Origin of the sequence: Streptomyces sp. NPDC012935, assembly GCF_042900345.1 — a bacterium.
GTDB lineage: Bacteria > Actinomycetota > Actinomycetes > Streptomycetales > Streptomycetaceae > Streptomyces.
Genome location: NZ_JBIBBC010000025.1, coordinates 1 through 22,354, shown reverse-complemented (window position 1 = coordinate 22,354; position 22,354 = coordinate 1). Strand labels below are relative to the sequence as shown.

The 22,354-nt window shown below is 69.3% G+C and carries 23 protein-coding genes; 14 read left to right on the top strand and 9 right to left on the bottom strand.

Annotated features, from left to right (window positions below):
* The first annotated feature begins 32 nt into the window (after positions 1–32).
* Complete coding sequence (gene pstB, locus ACFY5C_RS37560; protein WP_389453632.1) at positions 33–809, top strand: phosphate ABC transporter ATP-binding protein PstB; 777 nt, start codon at positions 33–35, stop codon at positions 807–809.
* A 418-nt stretch (positions 810–1,227) separates the two neighbouring features.
* On the opposite strand, the gene ACFY5C_RS37555 is transcribed toward pstB, so the two are convergent.
* Complete coding sequence (locus ACFY5C_RS37555) at positions 1,228–2,226, bottom strand: anion permease (RefSeq protein WP_389453629.1); 999 nt, start codon at positions 2,224–2,226, stop codon at positions 1,228–1,230.
* 9 nt (positions 2,227–2,235) lie between these two features.
* Positions 2,236–2,856: a DUF47 family protein gene (locus ACFY5C_RS37550; protein ID WP_362388253.1), complete on the bottom strand. Its 621-nt coding sequence runs from the start codon at positions 2,854–2,856 to the stop codon at positions 2,236–2,238.
* Between the two features lie 249 nt (positions 2,857–3,105).
* On the opposite strand from ACFY5C_RS37550, the gene ACFY5C_RS37545 reads away from it, so the two are divergent.
* Entirely contained in the window at positions 3,106–3,471 is a 366-nt protein-coding gene (locus tag ACFY5C_RS37545) for a metal-sensitive transcriptional regulator (protein WP_389453626.1), read from the top strand.
* Between the two features lie 38 nt (positions 3,472–3,509).
* Here ACFY5C_RS37545 and ACFY5C_RS37540 read toward each other — a convergent pair whose 3' ends face one another.
* Together ACFY5C_RS37540 and ACFY5C_RS37535 are read right to left on the bottom strand one after the other, a co-directional pair.
* Entirely contained in the window at positions 3,510–3,686 is a 177-nt protein-coding gene (locus ACFY5C_RS37540; RefSeq protein ID WP_389453623.1) for a hypothetical protein, read from the bottom strand.
* 110 nt (positions 3,687–3,796) lie between these two features.
* A complete protein-coding gene (locus ACFY5C_RS37535; protein ID WP_389453620.1) occupies positions 3,797–4,639 on the bottom strand; it encodes a hypothetical protein in 843 nt (280 codons plus the stop codon).
* Positions 4,640–4,765: 126 nt separating this feature from the next.
* Between ACFY5C_RS37535 and ACFY5C_RS37530 the strand changes: the two genes are divergently transcribed.
* A complete protein-coding gene (locus ACFY5C_RS37530; protein ID WP_389453618.1) occupies positions 4,766–4,945 on the top strand; it encodes a hypothetical protein in 180 nt (59 codons plus the stop codon).
* Between the two features lie 259 nt (positions 4,946–5,204).
* Entirely contained in the window at positions 5,205–6,803 is a 1,599-nt protein-coding gene (locus ACFY5C_RS37525) for an FAD-binding oxidoreductase (protein ID WP_389453615.1), read from the top strand.
* A gap of 56 nt (positions 6,804–6,859) precedes the next feature.
* Here ACFY5C_RS37525 and ACFY5C_RS37520 read toward each other — a convergent pair whose 3' ends face one another.
* Both ACFY5C_RS37520 and ACFY5C_RS37515 read right to left on the bottom strand, forming a co-directional pair.
* Complete coding sequence (locus tag ACFY5C_RS37520; RefSeq protein ID WP_389453612.1) at positions 6,860–7,570, bottom strand: phosphatase PAP2 family protein; 711 nt, start codon at positions 7,568–7,570, stop codon at positions 6,860–6,862.
* 197 nt (positions 7,571–7,767) lie between these two features.
* Positions 7,768–8,775, bottom strand: coding sequence for an NlpC/P60 family protein (locus ACFY5C_RS37515; RefSeq protein WP_389453609.1), 1,008 nt, complete (start codon positions 8,773–8,775; stop codon positions 7,768–7,770).
* Between the two features lie 206 nt (positions 8,776–8,981).
* Here ACFY5C_RS37515 and ACFY5C_RS37510 point away from each other — a divergent pair, with 206 nt between their 5' ends.
* Complete coding sequence (locus tag ACFY5C_RS37510) at positions 8,982–9,329, top strand: DUF1330 domain-containing protein (RefSeq protein WP_389453606.1); 348 nt, start codon at positions 8,982–8,984, stop codon at positions 9,327–9,329.
* 72 nt (positions 9,330–9,401) lie between these two features.
* Here ACFY5C_RS37510 and ACFY5C_RS37505 read toward each other — a convergent pair whose 3' ends face one another.
* Both ACFY5C_RS37505 and ACFY5C_RS37500 read right to left on the bottom strand, forming a co-directional pair.
* Complete coding sequence (locus ACFY5C_RS37505) at positions 9,402–10,160, bottom strand: PIG-L family deacetylase (RefSeq protein WP_389453603.1); 759 nt, start codon at positions 10,158–10,160, stop codon at positions 9,402–9,404.
* 82 nt (positions 10,161–10,242) lie between these two features.
* Positions 10,243–11,175, bottom strand: coding sequence for an oxidoreductase (locus ACFY5C_RS37500; protein WP_389453600.1), 933 nt, complete (start codon positions 11,173–11,175; stop codon positions 10,243–10,245).
* Positions 11,176–11,273: 98 nt separating this feature from the next.
* Here ACFY5C_RS37500 and ACFY5C_RS37495 point away from each other — a divergent pair, with 98 nt between their 5' ends.
* From ACFY5C_RS37495 to ACFY5C_RS37465, 7 genes are all read left to right on the top strand, one after another.
* Positions 11,274–11,867: a TetR/AcrR family transcriptional regulator gene (locus ACFY5C_RS37495; protein WP_389453598.1), complete on the top strand. Its 594-nt coding sequence runs from the start codon at positions 11,274–11,276 to the stop codon at positions 11,865–11,867.
* A gap of 441 nt (positions 11,868–12,308) precedes the next feature.
* A complete protein-coding gene (locus tag ACFY5C_RS37490) occupies positions 12,309–12,617 on the top strand; it encodes a hypothetical protein (RefSeq protein ID WP_003991275.1) in 309 nt (102 codons plus the stop codon).
* Positions 12,618–12,841: 224 nt separating this feature from the next.
* On the top strand, positions 12,842–13,672 hold the full coding sequence (locus ACFY5C_RS37485) for a hypothetical protein (RefSeq protein WP_389453595.1): 831 nt from the start codon (positions 12,842–12,844) through the stop codon (positions 13,670–13,672).
* Entirely contained in the window at positions 13,662–15,002 is a 1,341-nt protein-coding gene (locus ACFY5C_RS37480; RefSeq protein ID WP_389453592.1) for a hypothetical protein, read from the top strand. Before ACFY5C_RS37485 ends, ACFY5C_RS37480 begins: the two co-directional genes overlap by 11 nt.
* A complete protein-coding gene (locus ACFY5C_RS37475) occupies positions 14,999–16,555 on the top strand; it encodes an SCO6880 family protein (protein ID WP_389453589.1) in 1,557 nt (518 codons plus the stop codon). Before ACFY5C_RS37480 ends, ACFY5C_RS37475 begins: the two co-directional genes overlap by 4 nt.
* A 6-nt stretch (positions 16,556–16,561) precedes the next feature.
* Positions 16,562–17,977: an ATP-binding protein gene (locus ACFY5C_RS37470; RefSeq protein WP_389453587.1), complete on the top strand. Its 1,416-nt coding sequence runs from the start codon at positions 16,562–16,564 to the stop codon at positions 17,975–17,977.
* A gap of 8 nt (positions 17,978–17,985) precedes the next feature.
* Positions 17,986–19,617 carry a type IV secretory system conjugative DNA transfer family protein gene (locus tag ACFY5C_RS37465; RefSeq protein WP_389453584.1) on the top strand — a complete coding sequence of 544 codons (1,632 nt, stop codon included), beginning with the start codon at positions 17,986–17,988 and terminating at the stop codon, positions 19,615–19,617.
* 62 nt (positions 19,618–19,679) lie between these two features.
* Here ACFY5C_RS37465 and ACFY5C_RS37460 read toward each other — a convergent pair whose 3' ends face one another.
* Positions 19,680–20,240 carry a GNAT family N-acetyltransferase gene (locus ACFY5C_RS37460; RefSeq protein ID WP_389453582.1) on the bottom strand — a complete coding sequence of 187 codons (561 nt, stop codon included), beginning with the start codon at positions 20,238–20,240 and terminating at the stop codon, positions 19,680–19,682.
* Positions 20,241–20,326: 86 nt separating this feature from the next.
* Here ACFY5C_RS37460 and ACFY5C_RS37455 point away from each other — a divergent pair, with 86 nt between their 5' ends.
* Both ACFY5C_RS37455 and ACFY5C_RS37450 read left to right on the top strand, forming a co-directional pair.
* Complete coding sequence (locus ACFY5C_RS37455) at positions 20,327–21,577, top strand: sensor histidine kinase (RefSeq protein WP_389453580.1); 1,251 nt, start codon at positions 20,327–20,329, stop codon at positions 21,575–21,577.
* Positions 21,574–22,254, top strand: a complete 681-nt coding sequence (locus tag ACFY5C_RS37450; RefSeq protein WP_389453577.1) for a response regulator — start codon at positions 21,574–21,576, stop codon at positions 22,252–22,254. The genes ACFY5C_RS37455 and ACFY5C_RS37450 overlap by 4 nt, the downstream gene beginning before the upstream one ends.
* Positions 22,255–22,354: the final 100 nt, after the last annotated feature.

The window sequence follows — 22,354 nt, the reverse complement described above, 5'->3', positions numbered from 1 at the left end:
AGCGACCTGAAGAATCTGGAAGTGAAGTAGTCATGGCCAAGCGAATCGACGTGAGTGGGCTGACCGCCTACTACGGCTCCCACAAGGCGATCGAAGACATCTCGATGACGGTCGAGCCGCGCTCGGTGACGGCCTTCATCGGCCCGTCCGGCTGCGGCAAGTCGACGTTCCTGCGGACGCTGAACCGCATGCACGAGGTGACGTCGGGCGGCCGCGTGGAGGGCAAGGTCCTCCTGGACGACGAGGACCTGTACGGCGCCGGCATCGACCCGGTGTCGGTGCGCCGTGAGGTCGGCATGGTGTTCCAGCGCCCGAACCCGTTCCCGACGATGTCGATCTTCGACAACGTGGCGGCGGGCCTGCGGCTGAACGGCAACTACAAGAAGAGCGAGCTGCAGGAGGTCGTCGAGAAGTCCCTCAGGGGCGCGAACCTCTGGAACGAGGTGAAGGACCGCCTGAACAAGCCCGGCTCGGGCCTCTCGGGCGGCCAGCAGCAGCGACTGTGCATCGCGCGCGCCATCGCGGTGGAGCCGAACGTCCTTCTGATGGACGAGCCGTGCTCCGCCCTGGACCCCATCTCCACCCTCGCGATCGAGGACCTGATCGGTGAGCTGAAGGAGCGCTTCACGATCGTCATCGTGACGCACAACATGCAGCAGGCCGCCCGTGTCTCGGACCGCACGGCCTTCTTCAACCTCTCCGCCGTGGGCCAGCCCGGCAAGCTGATCGAGATCGACGACACGGAGCGCATCTTCTCCAACCCGTCGGTGCAGGCCACGGAGGACTACATCTCCGGCCGCTTCGGCTGACAGACCCCTCGCGGTGCTGCATGGCGGTGCCACCGCGAGGCAGATAAAGGGCCCGCCCCCCGGCTCCCGGGGGGCGGGCCCCTGTCTTTGGGCTGCCTGCGAGGACACAAAGCCCCGTCACGACACTTGGGGACGAGATCAGAAGCTGCTTCTGAACGCGGGTCCAGGCAAATTTCAGCCCGTCCGGCGTTCAAGGACGAGGTCAGATGGTCCGCCTCCCGACGCCGGCCCAGCCACCCCAGCCCGTCCCGCGTTCAAGGACCAGGCATTTCAGCCCGTCCGGCGTTTGAGGACGAGGCCCGTTCAGGGCCGACAGCGGGGGTCTGGGGGCGGCAGCCCCCATGGCCGGGGTCGAAGGGGCAGCGCCCCTTCAAGGACGGGAAGGGTAGGGGCGGCGGGGGCGAAAGAAACCCGGCGCCTACAGGAACGCCAGGTTCACGATCCCGAACGCGCCCGCCGCAACCAACGCAGCCGCAGGCATCGTGATGAACCACCCGAGAACGATGTTCTTGGCCACACCCCACCGCACGGCATTCACCCGCTTCGTCGCCCCGACACCCATGATCGCCGAGGTGATGACATGCGTAGTGGAAATCGGCGCCTTGAACAGAAACGCCGTAGTGAACATGATCGACGCCCCCGTCGTCTCCGCAGCAAACCCCTGCGGCGGATCAAGCTCAATGATCTTGCGCCCGAGCGTACGCATGATCCGCCATCCACCCGCATACGTCCCGAGCGACAGCATCACCGCACAAACGATCTTCACCCACACCGGAATCGGATCGCCGTAATCCTCGACGTCGGCGATGACCAGAGCCATCACCACAATGCCCATGGTCTTCTGCGCATCCTGCAGACCATGCCCGAGCGCCATTCCGGCAGCAGAAACGGTCTGCGCTATCCGGAACCCCCGCTTGGCCTTGTGCGGATTCGCCCGCCGGAAGATCCACATGATCGCCGTCATCACGAGATAGCCCACGCACAGCCCGACGATGGGTGACACGAACATCGGAATGACGATCTTCTCCAGCACCCCGCTCCAGTACACCGTCGTACCCCCGGCCAGCGCCGCCCCCACCATGCCGCCGAACAGCGCATGCGAGGAGGAGGACGGCAGGCCGTAGTACCAGGTGATCAGGTTCCAGGTGATCGCGCCCACCAGCGCCGCGAAGAGGATCCCCATCCCCTTCGAGCCTTCCGGCGTCTGGATCAGCCCCTCGCTGACGGTCTTGGCGACGCCGGACCCCAGAAAGGCACCGCCGAGATTCATCACCGCGGCCATCGCCAGCGCGGCCCGAGGCGTCAGGGCCCGCGTCGACACGGACGTGGCGATGGCGTTCGCCGAGTCGTGGAAGCCGTTGGTGTACGTGAAGAAGAGCGCGACCGCGATGGTCACGACCAGAGCGAAGGTCTCCATGGAAGGGTCTCAGGACTCCTTGACGGCGATGGTCTCCACCGTGTTCGCCACGTGCTCGAAGGCGTCCGCCGCTTCCTCCAGGACATCCACGATCTGCTTGAGCTTGAGGACCTCGATCGCGTCGTACTTGCCGTTGAAGAGATGGGCGAGGAGCTTGCGGTGTATCTGGTCGGCCTGGTTCTCGAGGCGGTTGACCTCGATCCAGTACTCCGTGAGGTTGTCCATGGTGCGCAGGTTCGGCATGGCCTCGGCGGTGAGCTCCGCGGCCCGCGCCAGCACCTCGATCTGCTGCTCGACGCCCTTGGGCAGTTCCTCGACGTTATAGAGGACGACCAGGTCGACGGCCTCCTCCATGAAGTCCATGATGTCGTCGAGGCACGACGCGAGTTTGTAGATGTCCTCGCGGTCGAACGGCGTGATGAACGAGGAGTTCAACTGGTGGAAGATCGCGTGTGTGGCGTCGTCACCTGCGTGTTCCGCGGCCCTCATACGCTCTGCGATCTCGGCCCGGCCGGCGGTGTCCGCCCCGAGCAGTTCCATCAGGAGTTTCGAGCCCGTGACGATGTTGTCCGCGGATGCGGCAAACATGTCGTAGAAGCTCGTCTCCCGGGGGGTCAGACGAAATCGCACGTGGGGTCCTCAAGAAGCATCGGTTTCGGTCAGGCTGATGCTAGGCGCATCATCCGGCCACGGCTAATGGGCCGTCCTCCAGTGTCGCCCATCAGGCACAGTGGTCGGCACGGGGGCTGCCCAGTGGTCCAGTCCAGCGGCCGAATCACGGCGTCGGCCACAGGGCCCTATACCCAGCAAAGTTCGCTACGATATACCCAGTAGGGGTATGTGACACGGTTTATGACGCGGTTCCGTCTGGAGGACGCGATGACGACCACCGAGGCCGGCGCGGGTGCACCCTCCGCCGCCGATCAGGCCACCACCGAGATCGTGACGGACCACGACCGGGGCGTCCACGGCTACCACAAGCAGAAGGACGAGCACCTCAAGCGCCTGCGCCGTATCGAGGGCCAGATCCGTGGCCTGCAGCGCATGGTCGACGAGGACGTCTACTGCATCGACATACTCACGCAGGTGTCCGCCTCGACCAAGGCCCTGCAGTCCTTCGCCCTCCAGCTCCTGGAGGAACACCTGCGCCACTGCGTCGCCGACGCTGCCCTCAAGGGCGGCACGGAGATCGACGCCAAGGTGGAGGAGGCCACGAAGGCGATCGGCCGACTGCTGCGGACGTGAGGGAGACCTCACTCACCGACGCCTCACGCACCGACGCCTCACTCACCGCCCGCGTCGCGCTCCTCGGCGACTCGCAGCACCTCGTCGATGTCCTCCAGGCTGAGCCGGTCCTCACGAGCGGTCGAGGCCGCGATGATCAGCTCTCCGCACAGCTCGATCTCGGCGAGGGCCACGTGGTCCTGAACTGCCGTACCGCCGACCGGAGCCACGTGCATCACCTCTTCTCTGCCGTTACCGACTTCCTAGAGTAGGGAGCGGCCTACACACCGCGCATGGCACGGACGGGCTAGTTCTTGACGCCCGTCACGCACACCCGCGGCGGCCCTCACTCCTCGGCGATCTTGCCCGCGTAGATGTCGTCACCGTCCGGCAGCCGTACGTCGACGGGGGCCCCGAAGTCGTACAGCAGGGTCGTCGAGGCCACGGCGACGGCGTTCTTCTGCTGCCCGTTGACGAAGCTGAACCGATGCCGCACCTTGCGGATCCGCCCCTCGTCATCGAGATAGACGTCGAACGGTACCTCGTCCGTGGCGAACCCTTTCGCCGCCGCCGCCAGGGCCTGCGCGTTCCCGTCGGAGGCCTCCCGCGCGGCCATCCGCAGGTCAGCCGTGCCGCGGTAGTGCCGCACCGCCGCCCCCGCGACCTCCTCCTCACCCACGTACGTCGCCGTCCGCGCGCCGCGGAGCACCTCCGCCGCGGCGAAGGGATCGGTGGCCCCACCGGTGACGAGGTTCCCGTCGGACAGCGACCGCGTTTCGACGCGCACCCATTTGTCGGAGGGCACACCGGCACCGCGGTTCTTCATGAACAGCGCCCCCGGAGCGAGGAGCTCCACGATCGGCCGCTGCGCGGGGGCGCCGGCGGGATCCTGCGGCAGCAGCACCTTCAGCCGCCCCACCTGCCGACGGAAGTCGTACACACCTTCACCGCGGATGGTGACCCGCGTCCCACCGGTGGCCATCTCCATGGACGTTCGAGCCTTGGACGACCGGGCCCCGGCCAACGCATCGGCCGCGCGCCGCACGACCTTCACGGCGTCCCCGTCCCGCGAGTCCTCGACCGCGGCCCCGCTCTCCGCCACGCACCCGCTGCCCGCGAGGCAGACACACAGGACCCCCGCCGCAACGCCCGCCCCACGCCTCTGCCTGTGCTGCTGCCGCTCCGTCATCGCCTGCCTACCCCCAGCCGGTACGTCCGTCACGGGCCCCCTGTCGTTCCGGATAACGACGGGTAGGTGCCCCCGTCACGCACGCGGGAGGCGTTGGGTCTACTTGCCTTGGGTAACGTTGTCGCCGTGGCGCAGCAGGACGAACCAACGTCTCCCAAAAATCCCGACGACCCCTCGAACCACCGCACGACAACAGTGGAGAAGGGCCACTTCTGCACAGCCCACTGCATCTGCGGCTGGCGCGGCCCCGCGAGACGGGCCCGCAGCCTGGCGCGGGCGGACGCGGAGGGGCATGTGAGGGCTTGAGAGGCAGCCGACCAGCGCGCACGAACGAACGCCGGTCCGGGCCTTTCAGCCCGTCCGGCGTTTGAGGACGAGGCCGTTCGGATGGGGGTCCAGGGGGCGCACCCCACTGGCGGGGTCAAAAGGGCGGAGCCCCTGGGGACGGGACGGGTAGGGGCGGCGGGGGCGAGAAAACGCCCGGCCACCACCCAGGTCACCCCCCACCCCATGGAACCCCGCCCGCCACCACCCCGTCTCGTTCCACGAACCCCCAGGAGGCGACATGGAACGGCGCACCTTCATCGGCGGCACCGCAGCAGCCGTAACCGCCCTGACGGCAACCGCCTGCAACGGCAGCTCGGGCAACGGCGTAGGCGCGGAAACAGCCACCGGCACAGGCACGAGCAGCACGGGCACCGGCACAGCCACCCGCACCCGAACCACCGCCACCGCCACCGGCACATCCGCCGCCGCCAACTGGACCGCCCTGGCCCAAGATCTTGACGGCCCCCTCATACGCCCCGGCGACGCCTCCTGGAAAGCGGCCCACCAGCTCTACAACACCCGCTTCGACACCCTGAAGCCCGCCGCAGTCGCCTACGTCTCGCACTCCGACGACATCCGCACCACGCTCGCGTACGCCCGAGCCCACAACCTCCACGTCGCCATACGCAACGGCGGCCATTCCTACGGCGGTTGGTCCTCCGGCAACAACCGCCTGATCCTCGACGTCTCCAAGCTGAACCGCATCCGAGCCACCGGCAACACCGCGGTGGTCGGCGCCGGTTCCAAGCTCATAGACGTCTACCGAGCCCTCGCCGCCAAGGGCGTCACGATCCCCGCCGGTTCCTGCCCCACCGTCGGTGTCTCCGGCCTCACCCTCGGCGGCGGCCACGGCGTCACGTCCCGCGCCTACGGCCTGACCTGTGACAGCCTCACCCGGGCCACCCTGATAACCGCCGACGGCAAGCAGCTCACCGCCGACGCCACCACCAACAAGGACCTGTTCTGGGCCCTGCGCGGCGCCGGCAACGGCAACTTCGGCGTGGTGACGGAACTGCAGTTCAAGACCCACCCCGCCCCCCAGGCCGTAACGGCGTACATGACCTGGCCCTGGTCGAAGGCGACCGCGCTGATCAAGGCCTGGCAGGAGTGGGGCCCGACCCAGCCCGACGAGATCTGGTCGTCCCTGCACGTCGCGAACCATGCCGGCGGCACCCCGACCATCTCCGTCGCCGCGTTCTCCCTGGGCACGTACCGCGAACTCCAGAACGCGGTGGACCGCCTCGCCGACCGCCCCGGCGGCCCCGGCCCGGCGCGGAGCGTGTCCCTCAAGCGCCGCTCGTACGAGGAGTCGATGGAGCTGTACGCGGGCTGCTCGTCCCTCGCCACGGACGCGCAGTGCCACCTCCCCGGCTCCACTCCGGGCCGGTCCCCGCAGGGCGCGCTGGGCCGGGAAACGTATGCGGCCAAGTCCGACTTCTTCGACCGTTCGCTCTCTGCGGCGGGCATCCAGACGCTGCTGAAGCAGATGCAGTCGGTGCGCGGCGGCTCCGGCAGCATCGCCTTCACGGCCCTCGGCGGAGCCGTCAACCGCGTCTCCCCCACCGCGACGGCTTTCGTGCACCGGCGCTCCCGCATGCTGGCCCAGTACATCGCCTCCTGGCGCGCCGGCACGACGGGCACCACGGCCCAGGCATGGCTGGCGTCGGCCCACGACGCAATGCGTCCCCACGCCTCGGGCGCCGCCTACCAGAACTACTCCGACCCGGCCCTGCGGAACTGGCGCAAGGCGTACTACGGCGACGCGGCAACCCGTCTGGCGAAGCTGAAGAAGCAGTACGACCCGCAGGGCTTCTTCACATATCCACAGGCGCTGTAGTCCTGGACTCACGGCTGGGCCTGCCGCGGCCGACCCCCGTGAGCCGCGACGGGCCCCTAAGCCGCGAGATCCCGCTCCTCAGCCCCCGCCGTCTCCTTCCGGGCCCCTGGAATCACCGCTTCCTGCCCACCCGCCCGGGACCGCCCCCTTGCCTTGATCAGCCAGCCACCCCTCGGCGACCGTTCGACGGCGGACATCACGGGGGTCAGCAGGGCCATGGCGAGCGGTGACAGCAGGAGGGCGACGGCGGTGCCGAGCGCGAAGCCGCCGATGACGTCGGTCGGGTAGTGCACGCCCATGTAGACCCGGCAGAACCCTTCGAGAAGAGCGAGCCCGATCCCGGCGATGCCGAACTTCCGGTTGGCGACGAACAGCCCGACCCCCAGGGCCATGGCGATCGTCGCGTGGTCGCTCACGAAGGAGTAGTCGGTCTTGCCACTCACCAGGACCTCGAGCCCCTGGTGATCACGGAACGGCCGGGGCCGCTCGACGAACCCCCGTATGGGCACGTTCACCAGGACCGCGATCCCGGCGGCCAGCGGCGCCCACACGAGCGCGGCGGCGGACGAGGCGGCGTCCTCGTCACCGCGGCGCCGCACCGACCACCAGCACCACACCACGAGCAGCGCCATGGCGAGCACCAGCCCGTACTCACCGACGTACTCCATGACCCGGTCGAACCAGCGCGGGGCATCCTTGGCCAGGCCATTGATGTCGAAGAGCAGCTCGACGTCGGGGTTCGACCCGGATTCTGCGAGTCCAGCCATGATGCCGCGGCCCCTTCGTCGTCTCTCCGGCGCATCGTGCGTGCGCCGCTCCGCCCACCCCCGTGGTTGTAGATCCGGCTACGACACCAGGAACGCACGGCCCCTGTTGATACGTTCCACACTCCACTGAATGATCACGCAGACGTTATCGAAGAGAGACCCATCGCCGCAGCTCAGGGGGTGGGTTCACGCTCCGTCTACACCGTCGTGGGCAACGCTTTCGCGCCATCTTCCGTCACCCGGGTCGCCCCGAAGTAGTCCGGGGTGTCGATCGGGTCGAACCGGATCACAGCACCCGTTCTCGGTGCGTCGATCATGTACCCGCCACCGACATAAATACCCACATGCCGGATGGCCCGGGAGTTGGTGAGGTCGTCCGAGAAGAACACCAGGTCTCCCGGCAGGAGTTCCTCCCTGGCCGGATGCGGCCCCGCGTTCCACTGGTCGTTGGCGACGCGCGGCAGCGTTATCCCGACGCTGTCGTACGCGGCCTTCGTCAACCCCGAGCAGTCGAACCGCCCGTTGTCCTCGGCAGTACCGTCACCGCCCCAGAGGTAGAGCGTGCCGAGCTTCTTCTGGGCGTAGTAGATGGCACCGGCGGCCTGCTTGCTGGGATCGACACGGCTGACGGGCGCGGCGAAGCTCTGCTGCAACGTCGTGATCGTCTTGACGTAGTTCTGGGTCTCCTTGTACGGCGGCACACCCTTGTACTTGATGACCGCGTACGCCCCCGCGTTGTAGGACGCGAGCATGTTCTTCGTCGGGTCGCCGGGTACGTCCTTCACGTAGGAGGCGAGCTTGCAGTCGTACGACGCGGCCGACGGAATCGCGTCATTCGGATCCCAGACGTCACGGTCGCCGTCCCCGTCACCGTCCAGCCCGTGCGTCGCCCAGGTCCCCGGGATGAACTGCGCGATGCCCTGCGCGGCAGCCGCGCTCTGCGCCTTCGGGTTGAATCCGCTCTCCTGGTACAGCTGGGCGGCGAGCAGCGCGGGGTTGATGGCGGGGCAGAGGTTGCCCCACTTCTGCACGAGCGCCGAGTAGGCGGCCGGCACGGCCCCCTTGGCCAGCGCTTTGGACGCTCCGCCCACTCCGCCCGCGAGGTTCCCGGCGACGATGTAGACCCCGACGACGAGCAGCATCACGAAGCTGAGACCCGCCGCGAGTGCGGCGCCCGCCACGATCCATGCCTTACGCACCGTCAACCGCCCCTCGCCCACCGGGATTCCGCCCGCGCCAGTCTATGAGCTTCCCACTGGGAATCCGCGGCAACCGATGCGGTCGTACGGTCGTACGGCTTCCGGACTGCCCGTGCGGCCGTGCCCGGCATTACCTGAGCGGTAATCGATCCCCCGCAGGCCCGCGTGCCAGCATCGACACCACAGGGAGCCCGACCGAACGGAAGGACACCATGCCCGCCTACGCCATTGCTCACCTGCAGGAAGCCGCCCCGAACCCGGAGATCGCGGAGTACATCGAACGCCTCCCGGCCACCTTCGAACCGTACGGCGGCCGTTTCCTCGTGCATGGCACGCAGCACGAGGTGAAGGAGGGCAGCTGGCCCGGACACGTCGTGATGATCGGCTTCCCGGGGATCACCGAGGCACGGTCCTGGTGGGACTCGCCCGCCTACCGCGAGATCGCACCTCTGCGCTCCCGGCACATCGAGGGCGACATCATCCTGGTCGAGGGCGTCGCCGAGGACTACGACCCGACGGTCACCGCGCAGGCGATCCGGGACGCCACGTCCGCCAAGTAGCTTTCAGCGCCGCCGGCTTGGCGGCGCAGGGGCACCGACGGGGCGGGGCAGCCGGCTGCCCGAGCGGCCCGGTCAGGCGGTCAGTTCCGTCCGACCCGACGCGTGGGACCCCGGATCCTGCCGGATGTACCACTCGGTCGCGAGGATCCGCTCGCGTACGGCCGCCGGGAAACCGGCCAGCAACCCGGGTGCCGCCCCTCGCTCCACCTCGGTGCGGTGGGCCCGCACGGCGGCCCACTTCCGGTCCAGCCATGGGCGCACGTCGACGGTCGCGGTGATCCGGTCGTCCGGCACGGTGTTCAACCCCTTGCCCGCACGGGCCAGTTCCTCCAACCGGGGAAGTGCCGAGTGCGGATGGGTGGCCAGGTAGAGGGCGCTCGGCTGCCAGGGGGCGCCGGCGTCCGGGTGGAGCCGTTCGAGGCCGGCCTCATGGACCGCGAGCGTGGTCACGCGGTGGGTGTGCACATGGTCGGGATGCCCGGTGAGGCCGCCGTACGCGTCATGGGTGACCACGATCCGGGGCCGGAACTGCCGTATGTGAGCGACCAGCCGCCCCACCGACTCGTCGAGCGGCGCATCGCACAGCCGCGGGCGACCGGGGGCGGAGTGCGGCACCCCGGCGTCGGCATAGCCGAGCATCCGCGGCTCGCCGGCACCGAGAATCCGCAGCGCCTCTGTGAGTTCGGCGCCGCGCTGCGTGTCCGGGGTCCAGGTCGCCGTCACGACGGCCGTGCGGGCGCCGGCGGCCGCGTGCCGGGCGAGGACTCCGCCCGTAGAGAGGGACTCGTCGTCCGGATGAGCGAAGACAGCGAGCAGGCTCGGCACCGACATCGATCGACCACCTCCGGACACGGCCCACGACCGGGTCGCAGCCCAGCCGGCCTGACGCCGGCTTCGGCAGCAACACCACTGCCTACCGCCCGGCAGCCGGCTCGGCAACCCTCCCCAACGGAGAGGTCACGCCGGTCAGTTCCTCCGACACCGTCCACAACCGCCGCGCCACCTGCGCGTCACTGGCCGCCGTCGTCCGCCCCACCAGCGTCGGCGCTCCCCGCATCTCACCCAGCCCGTCGGGGCCGACGTAGCTCGCGCCGGGGAGGTCCTGGGTCGCGGCGTACAGCGTCGGCAGTGCGCCCGCCTTGTCGTCCTGCGCGAAGACTCGGTTGCCGATCCTCATGAACGCCCGCATCACCGGACTCCCCGCGTGGCTCTGCAGGTTGGTGGCGGCATAGCCGGGGTGGGCGGCCAGGGCGCGCACCGGGGAGCCGGACTCCGTCAGGCGGCGCTGGAGTTCCAGCGTGAACAGGAGGTTCGCCAGCTTCGACTGGGCGTACGCGCGATTCGGGTCGTAGCCGGACGTCCAGTTCAGGTCCTCGAAGCGGATCCTCGCTCCGAACCACCGATGGGCACCGGACGACAGCGTCACGACCCGGTCGGTGACGTACGGCAGCAGCAGGTTCGTCAGCGCGAAGTGACCCAGATGGTTGGTGCCGAACTGCATCTCGAAGCCGTCCGCCGTCCGCTGCTGCGGCAGCATCATCACGCCGGCGTTGTTGATCAGCAGATCCAACGGCCGCCCCTGCCACGCATCGGCGAACTCCCGCACGGAGGCCAGATCCGCCAGGTCCAGGCGCCGCACCTCGGTACTGCCGGTCACGGTCGCGGCTGCGGCCCGGCCCCGATCGAGGTCCCGTACCGCGAACACGACGTGCGCGCCGGAGCGGGCCAGCGCGTCGGCCGCGGTGAGGCCGATGCCGCTGTTGGCACCGGTGACGACGGCCGTGCGGCCGCTGAGGTCGGGGAGGCTGGTCGCGTCCCACGTCTTCTTCTTCGTTTTGTCAGCCATACCTCCGAATGTAGGCGTCGCCAACAATGCTGTCAATGACAACAATGGTGACGGCGCCAACAAAGATGGCACCGGCAACATCAAGCTAGGATGTGCGCATGCCAGCGAGCCGCCCCTACCACCACGGAGACCTGCGCGCCGCCCTGCTCGCCGCAGCGGAACAGACCCTGCGCGAGAAGGGCGTAGGCGCCCTCTCGCTCCGCGAACTGGCCCGCGAGGTCGGCGTCAGCCACGCCGCACCCGGCCGGCACTTCAAGGACAAGCAGGCCCTGCTCAACGCCCTGGCACTGGCCGGGTACGAGCGGCTCGGCCAGGCCCTGGGCGCGGCCGACGACCCCGCGCTCCCGCTGGAGCCCCGCCTCACCGCCCTGGCCCGGGCCTACCTCGGTTTCGCCATAGACAACGCCGAGCTGCTGGAGCTGATGTACGCCCGCAAGCACGACCCGGACGCCTCGGAGCAGATGGCCGCCGCGGTCGAGCAGACGGTGGGCAGCCTCGAACGGGTCCTCGCGGACGCCCAGCAACGGGGTGAGATCATCGAGGGCGCCCCGGAGGAACTCAACCTCGTCACGGGCGCCGCCCTCCACGGCATGGCCGCCTTCATCGCCGGCGGCATGCTGACCCCCGAGGTGGCCATGGCCGGCGTCGATGGCCTGGTCCACCACCTGCTGCACGGCCTCAGGCCCCGCTGAGGGCCACTGACAACACCGCGTTCGGCAACGCCAGGGCGGCGGTCGCGTTGCCACCCACCGAGTCGCCGGCGGAACTGACCACCCGTCACCATGCCTGGCAGGCACGGGCGGCCGTGGCACCCTGCTTAGGGATGTTCATACATCGGCGATAACCTTCACCCGCAGAACACCGGCGCGCCCCCTCACCCGACCACCCGTCAGAAGCGGCGCCCGGCATGAAGAGGGGCTAACGACGGAACCACACGACAGGTTCCGCTCCGGCCTCGTTGCCCGGCGTGACCTGCCGTGATACACAGAGTGACCGTACGAGGTATTCGTACGATTCCCGCCCATCAATGACGCCAAGTCGACATACGACAGCGCCGTTGTCGGCGAGAATGAGACCTGACCTCTGCGCACCGCAGGGGACTGCGGAACTACCCAACAGGGGCGGTGACTTACATGCTGTTTGCGGCCGATAAGGGCGATATCAACACCATCATCGGCGGGATCGCTCCGGACTGGGGCCCCTTCGGCAGCCTGGGCAACGAGGCGAAGGTGATGATCGAGGTCGTGATGGCCGTGGCCATCCTGCTCTGCCTCGGCATCGCCATCTGGGGGGCGGCCAAACAGCGCATCGGCGCGACGGCACTGCGCGACACGTTCAGCGCCGAGCAGGGCAAAGGTCTCATCATCGCCGGGCTGACGGGCGTCTTCATCATCGGCTCACTGGGCACGCTGTTCACGATCGTGTACGGCATGGCCGTTTAGCCGCCTCAGTCGCGCCACCTGCTCGACCCCCTCCATCCCCTCCTCCCTCTCCATCCGCTCCGGGCACGCCCGGTCCCTGCCGTCCCCCACCCACCCGTCGTGCCCACCGGCTGAGGTTGCGTTTCCCTGATGTCGAGTCACCACACCGCGCCCATGCGGGAACCAGCGGGGCTACCGTCGTACTCCAACGTGTTGTTGTCCGACGTCGAGGGGGCGTACGCGGCATGAGTCTCGGAGACGAGCGGGAGGCCTCCGGCGGTTACGGAGGCACGGGTCAGACCCGTACGCGCCTGCCCGAAAGCGGTGGTGACGCCTACGGAGGCGCGCGGCGGGGTGGCCGTTCCTCGTCCCGGAGCCTGGTCACCGTGGTCGGCGTGGTCGTCCTCCTCATCGCCGCAATCGCCTTCGCGAACCGTGGAGGCGACGACTCCGGTTCCGCGGGCGGGGACGAAAACCAGCCGAAATCCTCGCCGACGGCAGCCACGGGGACACGACCGGTGGACGGCAAGGCGGCGGGGATTCCTGGGGGGTTCGCGCAGGATGAGCAGGGGGCGGGGAGTGCGGCGGCCAACTACTCCGTAGTGCTGGGGTCGGCCGAGATGTTCAACACGGCCAGACGGCACGAGATCGTAAGTACCGTCTACGCCCCCGACGTCGCCACCGGCCGACAGGCCGACCTGGATCGCGCGTACTCCAGCGAGGAGTTCCTGGCGAACATCGGCCTCAGCAAGGAAGGCACGGCGCCGGCGGGGCAGACCTTCGTCTCCCGAGTCATCCCGGTGGGCACCAAGGTCACGTCGTTCAGCGCGAGTGCCGCCACCGTCGAGGTCTGGTACACCTCGCTCTTCGGCCTGTCCGGCAACGGCTCGACCAATCCGGTCTCCGAGAGCTGGTACACCACGACCTACCAGCTCAAGTGGGTCAACGACTGGAAGGTCACCGACTTCCAGCAGAAGGACGGACCCGTACCGGTCGGGCGGGACCAGAGGGCCTCCACAGCCGACGACATGACGAAGGCCGTCGAGGAGTACGGAGGGTTCACGTATGCGCGCTAACCACCGCTTCCTCAAGGTCACGGCGGCCCTCGCCGCCGTACAGGCCGGTGCCGTACTGCTGGCCACACGTGCCGTGGCCGCACCCACCCCCACCCCCACCCCCACGCCCGCGGCCAGCAATGACCCCTGCGACCTCATCCGCGGCCCCGCCAAGGACTACTGCGAAAAAGACAACGGCACCGGAGGCTCAGGCGGCGGCGGATCCAGCCCCCTCACCGACCCGACCTCCACCCTCGACCCCCTCTCCTCCCTCGCCAAGGGCTGCGCCGAAGCCGCCGCCTGGACCGTCGACAAGCTCAGCGAGGCCGTGAAGGAGACCGCGAACGTCGACTTCACGAACACGAAGTTCCTCCAGCAGTACGCGGTCGTCTTCGCGGCGTCCACGATCCTCACCCTGCTCCTGTGGCTGCTGGCCGTGGCCAAGCGAGCCGTCCGCGGCGTACCTCTCAGCACCGCCATCTCCGAGGCGATCGGCTTCCTCTGGCTGACGGTCCTGGCGTCCGCGTTCACGCCGCTGATCCTCTACACGGTCGTATCGGCCACGGACGGCATCACGGACGTCCTCGCGAAAACGACCGGCGATCAGACGGACACCTTCTTCGGCACCTTCTCCGGCGCCCTGGAGAAGGGCGAGGACATCGGCGGCGGCCCGATCATGCTGATCGTGGTGTCCCTGGTCTCCATCCTGGCCGCCGGCGTCCTGTGGCTGGAGCTCGTCATCCGCGCCGCCCTGCTCTACGTCGGCGCCCTCCTCGGCACCGTCGTCTACGCGGGCCTGGTCGACAAGAACCTGTGGGGCCACGTCCGCCGCTGGGCCGGCATCATGATCGCCGTCATCCTCGTGAAGCCGGTCATCGTCATAGTGCTCGGCCTGGCCGGCGCCCTGTCCTCGGCCGACGGCCCGAACGCCTTCTCGGCCGTGGTCTCCGGACTGGCCATCATCCTGCTCGCCATCTTCGCGAGCGCCATGATCTACCGCTTCGTCCCCGGCTTCGGCGACGAGCTCGCCGGCTCCCGCAACAACCGCATCATGCGGGGCGCCGAAGGCAAGGCCGCCGCGGTCATCAGCTCCCCGGCCACCCTCGTCGCACAGGGCATCAAGACGCACAGCTCCCGCACGGACAACAAGGGCGGAGGAGGCCAGTCCGGCTCCCCGGCCCGCCCCTCCAACCCCGCTTCCGGCGGCGTCGCCGCGCACAGTTCGCGCTCCTCGAACGGCGGCGGATCTGTTCCCTCCGCCGCACCCGCACCCCGCTCGAGCAGCCCGGTGAACACCCCCCACGCCAGCAACACCCGCAGCAGCAATCGTTCAGGAGGTGACGGGCGTTGACGACCGAGGCCCATGTGTCCCATCCGGTCACGCCCCGCCGTACATATCTGATCGGCCGCGCCCGGCCGAACGCGATCGTCGGCCGCAACCGCGAGACCGGCGAGATCGCGCTGATCATCGGCGGCGCGTTCCTCGGCATGATGTGCGGACTCCTCGTCCCCGTCCTGTCCCTGCGCATCGTGCTGCTGATGGGCTTCCCCCTGCTCGCGCTCGGCGCGGTCTACGTGCCGTACAAGCACCGGACCATCTACAAGTGGTTCGAGATCAACCGCAGCTACAAGCGCACCCTGCGCCAGGGCACCACCTACCGCTCCGGCGCCGTGGAGGCCGGCACCGGTCTCGACGGGCGCGAGGTCGAGGTCGGACCGCCGCCCGGCATCGGCCGTATCACCTGGCTGGCCGCCCCCTTCGGGCCCGACGAGATCGCCGTGCTCCTGCACGCCGACCGCCGTACGGTCACGGCCGCGATCGAGATCGAGGGACCCGGCGTCGGCCTGCGCGACTCCGAGGACCAGGAAGCCCTCGTCGACCGCTTCGGCACCCTCCTCAAGCACGTGGCGAACGGCGACGGCTTCGTCACCCGCATCCAGATGCTCGCCCGCACCCTGCCCGCCGACCCGGACGCCCACGCCAAGGACGTCGCCGTACGCGGCGACGAGCGGGCCCCGGGATGGCTGCAGCAGTCGTACGACCAGCTCCAGTCGATGGTGTCGACGAGCAGCGAGCAGCACCGCGCGTACCTCGTCGCCTGCATGCACTTCACGCGCGAACTGGCCGCCGAGGCCCAGGCGATGGCCCGCGCGGCCCGCCCGCACGGCGGCAAGGTCGACCGGGACTCCGGCCTCGCGGTCGTCATGGCCCGCGAGCTGACGGACATCTGCTCGCGCCTCCAGGAGGCCGACATCCGCGTCCGCCAGCCCCTCGGGCAGGGCCGCCTGGCCTCCCTCATCCACTCCATGTACGACCCGGACCACCCGATCGACCACATCCAGGCGATGACCAAGCGCAATGCCTGGCCGGCCGAACTCGACGCCATGGAACCCACGTTCCTCCAGGCGAAGACCCGCGAGTCCTCCACCCGCGCGCCCTGGTGCCACGCCACCGCCTGGGTGAAGGAGTGGCCGATGACCCCGGTGGGCGTCAACTTCCTGGCACCCCTGCTCGTCCACACCCCGGACGTCATCCGGACGGTCGCCGTCACGATGGACCTCGAACCCACCGAGGTCGCCATCGAACGGATGCTGACCGAGAAGACCAACGACGAGGCGGAAGCCAGCCGCGCCGCCAAGATGAACCGGACCGTCGACCCGCGCGACATCGCCGCCCACAACCGCCTCGACCAGCGAGGCGAAGACCTCGCGAGCGGAGCCGCCGGCGTCAACCTGGTCGGCTACATCACCGTCTCGTCCCGCTCCCCCGAGGCCCTGGCCCGGGACAAGAGGACCATCCGGGCGTCGGCCGGAAAGTCGTATCTGAAGCTGGAGTGGTGCGACCGCGAGCACCACCGGGCATTCGTCAACACACTCCCCTTCGCCACCGGCATTCGGAGGTAGGACCTGATGCGGGACCCGCTGTCCGTCCTCACCGACGCCTTCACGTCCTTCCTCTTCGGGAAGGTCGAGACGACGCGGCTCCCGGTGCGCACGTCGACGGGCCAGGCCCAGGCGGTCTACCTCCCGACCGCCGCCCCCGGCCTCGGCGACTCGGGCGTCATCATCGGCCGCGAGGTGTACTCCGGAAAGGGCTACATCTACGACCCCTTCCAGCTCTACGGCCAGCAGCTGCCCGCTCCGCACTGGCTGGTCCTCGGCGAGTCCGGCAACGGCAAGTCGGCGCTGGAGAAGACGTACGTCCTGCGCCAGCTGCGCTTCCGCGACCGCCAGGTCGTCGTCCTCGACGCCCAGGGCGAGGACGGCGTCGGCGAGTGGAACCTCATCGCGCAGGAGCTGGGGATAACCCCCATCCGCCTGGACCCGACGGCCGCCCTGGACATGGGCATCCGCCTCAACCCGCTCGACCCCGCGATCACGACGACGGGCCAGCTGGCCCTGCTCCGCACGATCATCGAGGTCGCGATGGGGCACGGCCTCGACGAGCGCTCCGGCTTCGCGCTGAAGGTCGCGCATGCGTACGTCAACGAGACCATCCTCGATCGCCAGCCGGTCCTGACCGACATCGTCGAGCAGCTACGGCACCCCGAGCCGGAGTCGGCGGAGGCGATGAACGTCGCCATAGACGACGTACGCGCGTGGGGCCTGGACGTCGCTCTGGTCCTGGACCGTCTCGTCGACGGTGACCTGAGGGGCATGTTCGACGGCCCCACGACGGTCGGCATCGACCTCGACGCGCCGCTCATCGTGTTCGATTTGTCCCACATCGACCGCAACTCGATCGCCATGCCGATCCTGATGGCGATCGTCGGCGTCTGGCTGGAGCACACCTGGATCCGCCCCGACCGGAAGAAGCGCATCTTCCTGGTCGAGGAGGCCTGGCACATCATCAACAGCCCGTTCGTGGCCCAGCTCTTCCAGCGCCTGCTGAAGTTCGGCCGACGGCTGGGTCTTTCCTTCGTGGCCGTCGTCCACCACCTGTCCGACGTCGTCGACGGCGCTGCGGCGAAGGAGGCCGCCGCGATCCTGAAGATGGCCTCGACCAGGACGATCTACGCCCAGAAGGCCGACGAGGCGAGGGCGACGGGCCGCGTGCTCGGCCTGCCGCGCTGGGCGGTGGAGATCATCCCCAGCCTCACCCCGGGCATCGCGGTGTGGGACGTCAACGGCAACGTCCAGGTGGTCAAACACCTGATCACCGAGACCGAACGCCCACTGGTCTTCACCGACCGCGCGATGACCGAGTCGTCCGCCGACCGCGACCTGACCGACGACGCCCTGCGCGCCGCCGAGCTGGAGGCGGAGGAACGGGCGGCGGCCTTCGTGGAGCAACACCTTGGCGACTCCGAATCAACGGTGGCGTAGGGGGCAGCGTGAGACCGGACGACCGCCGGGAGCACCGGTACACCCGGGACAGTGGAGGCAGTCAGGGAGGCATCCCCGACGGCCTGCTGATCGGCCTGCTCGCCTTCCTCCTGGGCATGACGCTGCTGGTCTGGACGGCGACGGGCCTGGCGGGCCTGTTCGCGCACGGCTCCTGGCCCGCCGGGGTCACCTTCGCCCGCACGCCTTTGGCCATGCGCTCCCTGGTCGCCCAGCCCCACGACATCCCGGGCGCGTGGCCGGAGACACCGGACGGACAGCTGTCGGGGTACGGCCTGTTCTGGGGGCTGTTCATCGGGCAGTTGATGGTCCTGGTCGTACTGACCGTGTTCGTGCTGGGGACAGTGGCGCGCTGGCGGGCGGTCAGGGCGGGACGGCGCGCGGGGAAGACGGGGCGCGTAGGCAAGGCGGAGGCTGCAGAGCAGGCAGCCACAGGGGCGGGGCACGCGGAGGGCGCGGCACAGCCCGGCTTCTCGCCGGCCCCTGAGCCCACTCCGGCACCAGCGTCAGAACCGGTACGCGGCGACGTGCCGGCGCCGCGGACGGAAGCGGAGCCGATGGCGGCGGTGCCGATGACGGCAGCGGCGGCAGCGACGACAGCAGCGGCGGCAGCAGCCTCGGAGACAGCGGTACGCAGCGAAGTGCCGGTGCCCGATGCCGGACCCCACACCGCGCTGCTCGCCGAACGGGCAGTCGCGTGGGAGAGGATCCACGTGGCCCCGAGGGAAAGCCGCCAAGCCACCGCGACCCAAGCGGTACGCGATGCGGAAGGCCCCGCCGTCGTCGTCACGTCGAACCCCACCGTCTGGCAGGACTCGAAGGACGCCCGCGCGAAACTCGGCCCGGTCCTCCTCTACGACCCCTCCCACCTCTGCGACACCCCGGCCCGCCTCCACTGGTCCCCCACAACGGGCTGCGAGGACAAGCAGACCGCGGTCTCACGGGCGACCGCACTCCTCACTCCGGTCCGCCCCACCTCCCGCCTCGACCAGGCGGTCAGCGACACGGCCGAAACGCTACTGCGCAGCTACCTGCACGCCGCGGCCATCGACGGCCGCACCATCCGCCACGTCCACCGCTGGTCCCAGGGCACCCAGATCCAGGACGCCGTACGCATCCTGCGCACGAACCCGAAGGCGGCCCCGGGCGCGGCAGGCGAACTCGAAGCGGCGCTCACCGCCCACCCCGAACGGCGAGACGTGGCCCAGGAGTTGACGACCAGGGCGCTCTCCGCCCTCTCCACCGTCAACATCCGGGAGTCCTGCACTCCAAACCGAACTGATGCCCTCACCTTGGATTCCTTTGTCCACGAAGGGGGCACGCTTTATGTGGTGGGTGAATCCATCGAGGACCCCCGAACCAACCCCGGCGCCATGCCACTCCTGACGGCCCTCGCCGCAAGCGTGGTCGAGCGCGGCCGGCGCATGGCCGAACGGTCATCCTCCGGTCGCCTCGACCCACCAATGACGCTCGTCCTGGACGACGTCGCCGCCGTGGCTCCACTTCCCCAGCTCCCGGAGCTGCTGGCCACCGGAGCGGACCGGGGCATGCCGACCCTGGCCCTGCTCCGGTCCCGCGAACAGGCCCGCTCCCGCTGGCCCCACGACGAACTCCCGATGTAGCCGAACACCCGCTGTAGCCGAACACCCGGTGCAGGCGAGGCGATCACCGAACCCCCGGCCCCCTACGGCCGCTCGATGACGAACTCCAACTCGACCTCCGCCTCCTCACCCAGCGGCACGGTCACCCCACTCGGCTCGAACCCGACCTTCCGGTAGAACCGCTGCGCCCGTCCGTTCTCCTCGTGCACGATGAGCCGCACCCGCTCCGCGCCCCGCGACCACGCCCACTCCAGGGCGGCGTCGAAGAGCACGTCGGTCAGCCCGCTCCCCCGCTCCTCGGGCCGTACGAACACGGCGACGACATGCCCCTGCTTCCGCTCCACCGCGAACCCGGCCCAGTCGGTCGTCCCCGGCTCCTCGACCAGCACGGTCAACGTCCCGACCCAGGCCCCGTCCGGCCCTTCGGCGATGATCTGCTGCGCCCCGTCGGCCCCCTCGCAAGCCCCTGCGGCACGCTCCTGCCAGAAGGAGTCGGGCCGGGCAACGGCCTGCTCGTACGTCTCCAGAAACGCCAGCGGCGCGACGGGATCCCGCAGCGCGGCGAGCCGCAACTCCTTGGCGGCGGGCCACTCGTCGGCACGTATGGACCTGATGACATAGGCCCCGGGGGTCGTGGTGCTCATGGTCGCCACCGTAGTACCCGGGTACGACATCGCTCACCCGGATTCCTGCCCGGGGCCCGTGTGCCGGCCACCGCCGGACCCCCAGGATGGACCACGTGACGCACGAGCGAGCGACGACGGAACCCCTCACCCAGCACATCCAGCGCATCAGCCGACGCGTACGTGCCTTCGACGGACGCCACCCGCTCGTCTGGGACCTGCACCTGACCGGCTTCTGGGTGCTGGCCGCACTGATCGACTACTACGGCGACGGCTGGCTCAACGTGGCCCGCGACCGCGACAACCCCGGCTGGCTGGTCCTCACCCTGAGCCTCGGTCTGAGCGTCCCGCTCCTCCAGCGACGCGCCCACCCCCGCGCGGTACTCCTGGCCATAGCCCCGTTCGCCCTGGTCAATGCCTGGACCGGCATCGCCCTCCAAGCGGTACTACTCCAGCTGCTCGTCGTCTTCCACATCGCCCTGCGCCGCCCTCCCCGCAACCTCTGGTGGGCGACGGCCCTGATCACCGCGCCGGTCGCCGTGATGGCGGCCCGTCACCCGCAGGGAACCCCGGACAAGGACATCGTCCCGGTTCTGATGTCCATCGCCGTAGCGGTAGCCATCGGCATCACGGTCCGCACCCGTCGCGACCACACCGAGGCCCTCGAGGACCGCGCCCGCCGCCTGGAGATCGAACGCGACCAGCAGGCCCAACTCGCCGCCGCAGCCGAACGAGCCCGTATCGCCCGCGAGATGCACGACATCATCGGCCACAACCTCTCCGTCATCACCGGCCTGGCCGACGGCGGCAAGTACGCGGCCGCCAGGTCCCCGGAACGCGCCACCCAGGCCCTCCACGCCATAGCCACCACCAGCCGACAGGCCCTGGCCGAACTACGCCGTCTCCTCGACGTCCTGCGCGACGAGGAACACCCCCGAGCACCCCACCCCGAGCTGACCCCCCAACCCACCCTCACCGACCTGGCCCAGCTCCTCGACGGCGTACGCGCCGCAGGCCTCCCCATCGACACCACCACCCGCGGCACCCCCAGCCTCCCCCCGGGCCGCCAACTCACCGTCTACCGCGTCATCCAGGAGGCCCTCACCAACACCCTCAAGCACGGCGGCCCCGACACAACAGCTCACATAGAGCTCTTCTACGAGGAGAAGGGCGCCGTCACCGCGACCGTGACCGACACCGGCAATGGCGGCCCCGCTCATCCCACGGGCGGCCGCGGCCTGCCCGGAATGCGCGAGCGAACGGCCCTGTACGGCGGCACACTTGAGGCGGGCCCCCGCCCGCACCCCGAGCAGGGCTGGCGAGTCCACCTGCATCTCCCGGAGGAATCCCCGCAGTGACCACCGTCCTCATAGCCGACGACCAGCCCCTGCAGCGCTTCGGCTTCCGGATGCTCCTCGAAAGCCAGGACGACATGACGGTGGTGGGCGAAGCCGCCAACGGCAGCGAGGCGATCCGCATGACAGCGGAACTGCACCCCGACGTGATCCTCATGGACGTCCGCATGCCCGGCCTGGACGGCATCGAGGCCACCCGTCGCATCACCACCACCGGCGACCGCACCAGGGTCCTGATCCTCACGACCTTCGACCTCGACGAGTACGCCTACGCCGGCCTCCGCGCAGGCGCCTCCGGTTTCCTCGTCAAGGACGCCCAGCCGGAGGAACTCCTCTCCGGCATCCGCGCGGTCGCCACCGGCGACGCGGTGGTCGCCCCAAGCCTGACCCGCCGCCTCCTCGACGCATACGCCCACCACCTACCGGCGCAGGGCCACGCCAACGGCCAGCAACCGTCGCCGCTGGACCACCCTCGCCTCTCTCCTCTCACCGACCGCGAACGCGAGATCCTCTCGGTGATCGGCAAGGGCTGGACCAACACGGAGATAGCGACCCGCCTCCACCTCGCCGAGTCGACGGTAAAGACGCACGTGGGCCGCATCCTCGCGAAGACCGGCTCGCGGGATCGAATTCAGGCGGTGATCCTGGCGTACGACACCGGACTGGTGCAGCCGTCCTGAGCCAGAAACGCAGAAAGGCCCACACCATAAGGTGTGGGCCTTTCTCACAATTTGTTCGGCGGCGTCCTACTCTCCCACAGGGTCCCCCCTGCAGTACCAT

Bases quoted from the DNA above. Each gene is read 5' to 3' on its own strand.
- pstB (WP_389453632.1), top strand. From the start codon at position 33: ATGGCCAAGCGAATCGACGTGAGTGGGCTGACCGCCTACTACGGCTCC.
- ACFY5C_RS37555 (WP_389453629.1), bottom strand. From the start codon at position 2,226: ATGGAGACCTTCGCTCTGGTCGTGACCATCGCGGTCGCGCTCTTCTTC.
- ACFY5C_RS37545 (WP_389453626.1), top strand. From the start codon at position 3,106: ATGACGACCACCGAGGCCGGCGCGGGTGCACCCTCCGCCGCCGATCAG.
- ACFY5C_RS37540 (WP_389453623.1), bottom strand. From the start codon at position 3,686: ATGCACGTGGCTCCGGTCGGCGGTACGGCAGTTCAGGACCACGTGGCC.
- ACFY5C_RS37535 (WP_389453620.1), bottom strand. From the start codon at position 4,639: ATGACGGAGCGGCAGCAGCACAGGCAGAGGCGTGGGGCGGGCGTTGCG.
- ACFY5C_RS37525 (WP_389453615.1), top strand. From the start codon at position 5,205: ATGGAACGGCGCACCTTCATCGGCGGCACCGCAGCAGCCGTAACCGCC.
- ACFY5C_RS37520 (WP_389453612.1), bottom strand. From the start codon at position 7,570: ATGGCTGGACTCGCAGAATCCGGGTCGAACCCCGACGTCGAGCTGCTC.
- ACFY5C_RS37510 (WP_389453606.1), top strand. From the start codon at position 8,982: ATGCCCGCCTACGCCATTGCTCACCTGCAGGAAGCCGCCCCGAACCCG.
- ACFY5C_RS37505 (WP_389453603.1), bottom strand. From the start codon at position 10,160: ATGTCGGTGCCGAGCCTGCTCGCTGTCTTCGCTCATCCGGACGACGAG.
- ACFY5C_RS37500 (WP_389453600.1), bottom strand. From the start codon at position 11,175: ATGGCTGACAAAACGAAGAAGAAGACGTGGGACGCGACCAGCCTCCCC.
- ACFY5C_RS37495 (WP_389453598.1), top strand. From the start codon at position 11,274: ATGCCAGCGAGCCGCCCCTACCACCACGGAGACCTGCGCGCCGCCCTG.
- ACFY5C_RS37490 (WP_003991275.1), top strand. From the start codon at position 12,309: ATGCTGTTTGCGGCCGATAAGGGCGATATCAACACCATCATCGGCGGG.
- ACFY5C_RS37485 (WP_389453595.1), top strand. From the start codon at position 12,842: ATGAGTCTCGGAGACGAGCGGGAGGCCTCCGGCGGTTACGGAGGCACG.
- ACFY5C_RS37480 (WP_389453592.1), top strand. From the start codon at position 13,662: ATGCGCGCTAACCACCGCTTCCTCAAGGTCACGGCGGCCCTCGCCGCC.
- ACFY5C_RS37470 (WP_389453587.1), top strand. From the start codon at position 16,562: ATGCGGGACCCGCTGTCCGTCCTCACCGACGCCTTCACGTCCTTCCTC.
- ACFY5C_RS37460 (WP_389453582.1), bottom strand. From the start codon at position 20,240: ATGAGCACCACGACCCCCGGGGCCTATGTCATCAGGTCCATACGTGCC.
- ACFY5C_RS37455 (WP_389453580.1), top strand. From the start codon at position 20,327: ATGGACCACGTGACGCACGAGCGAGCGACGACGGAACCCCTCACCCAG.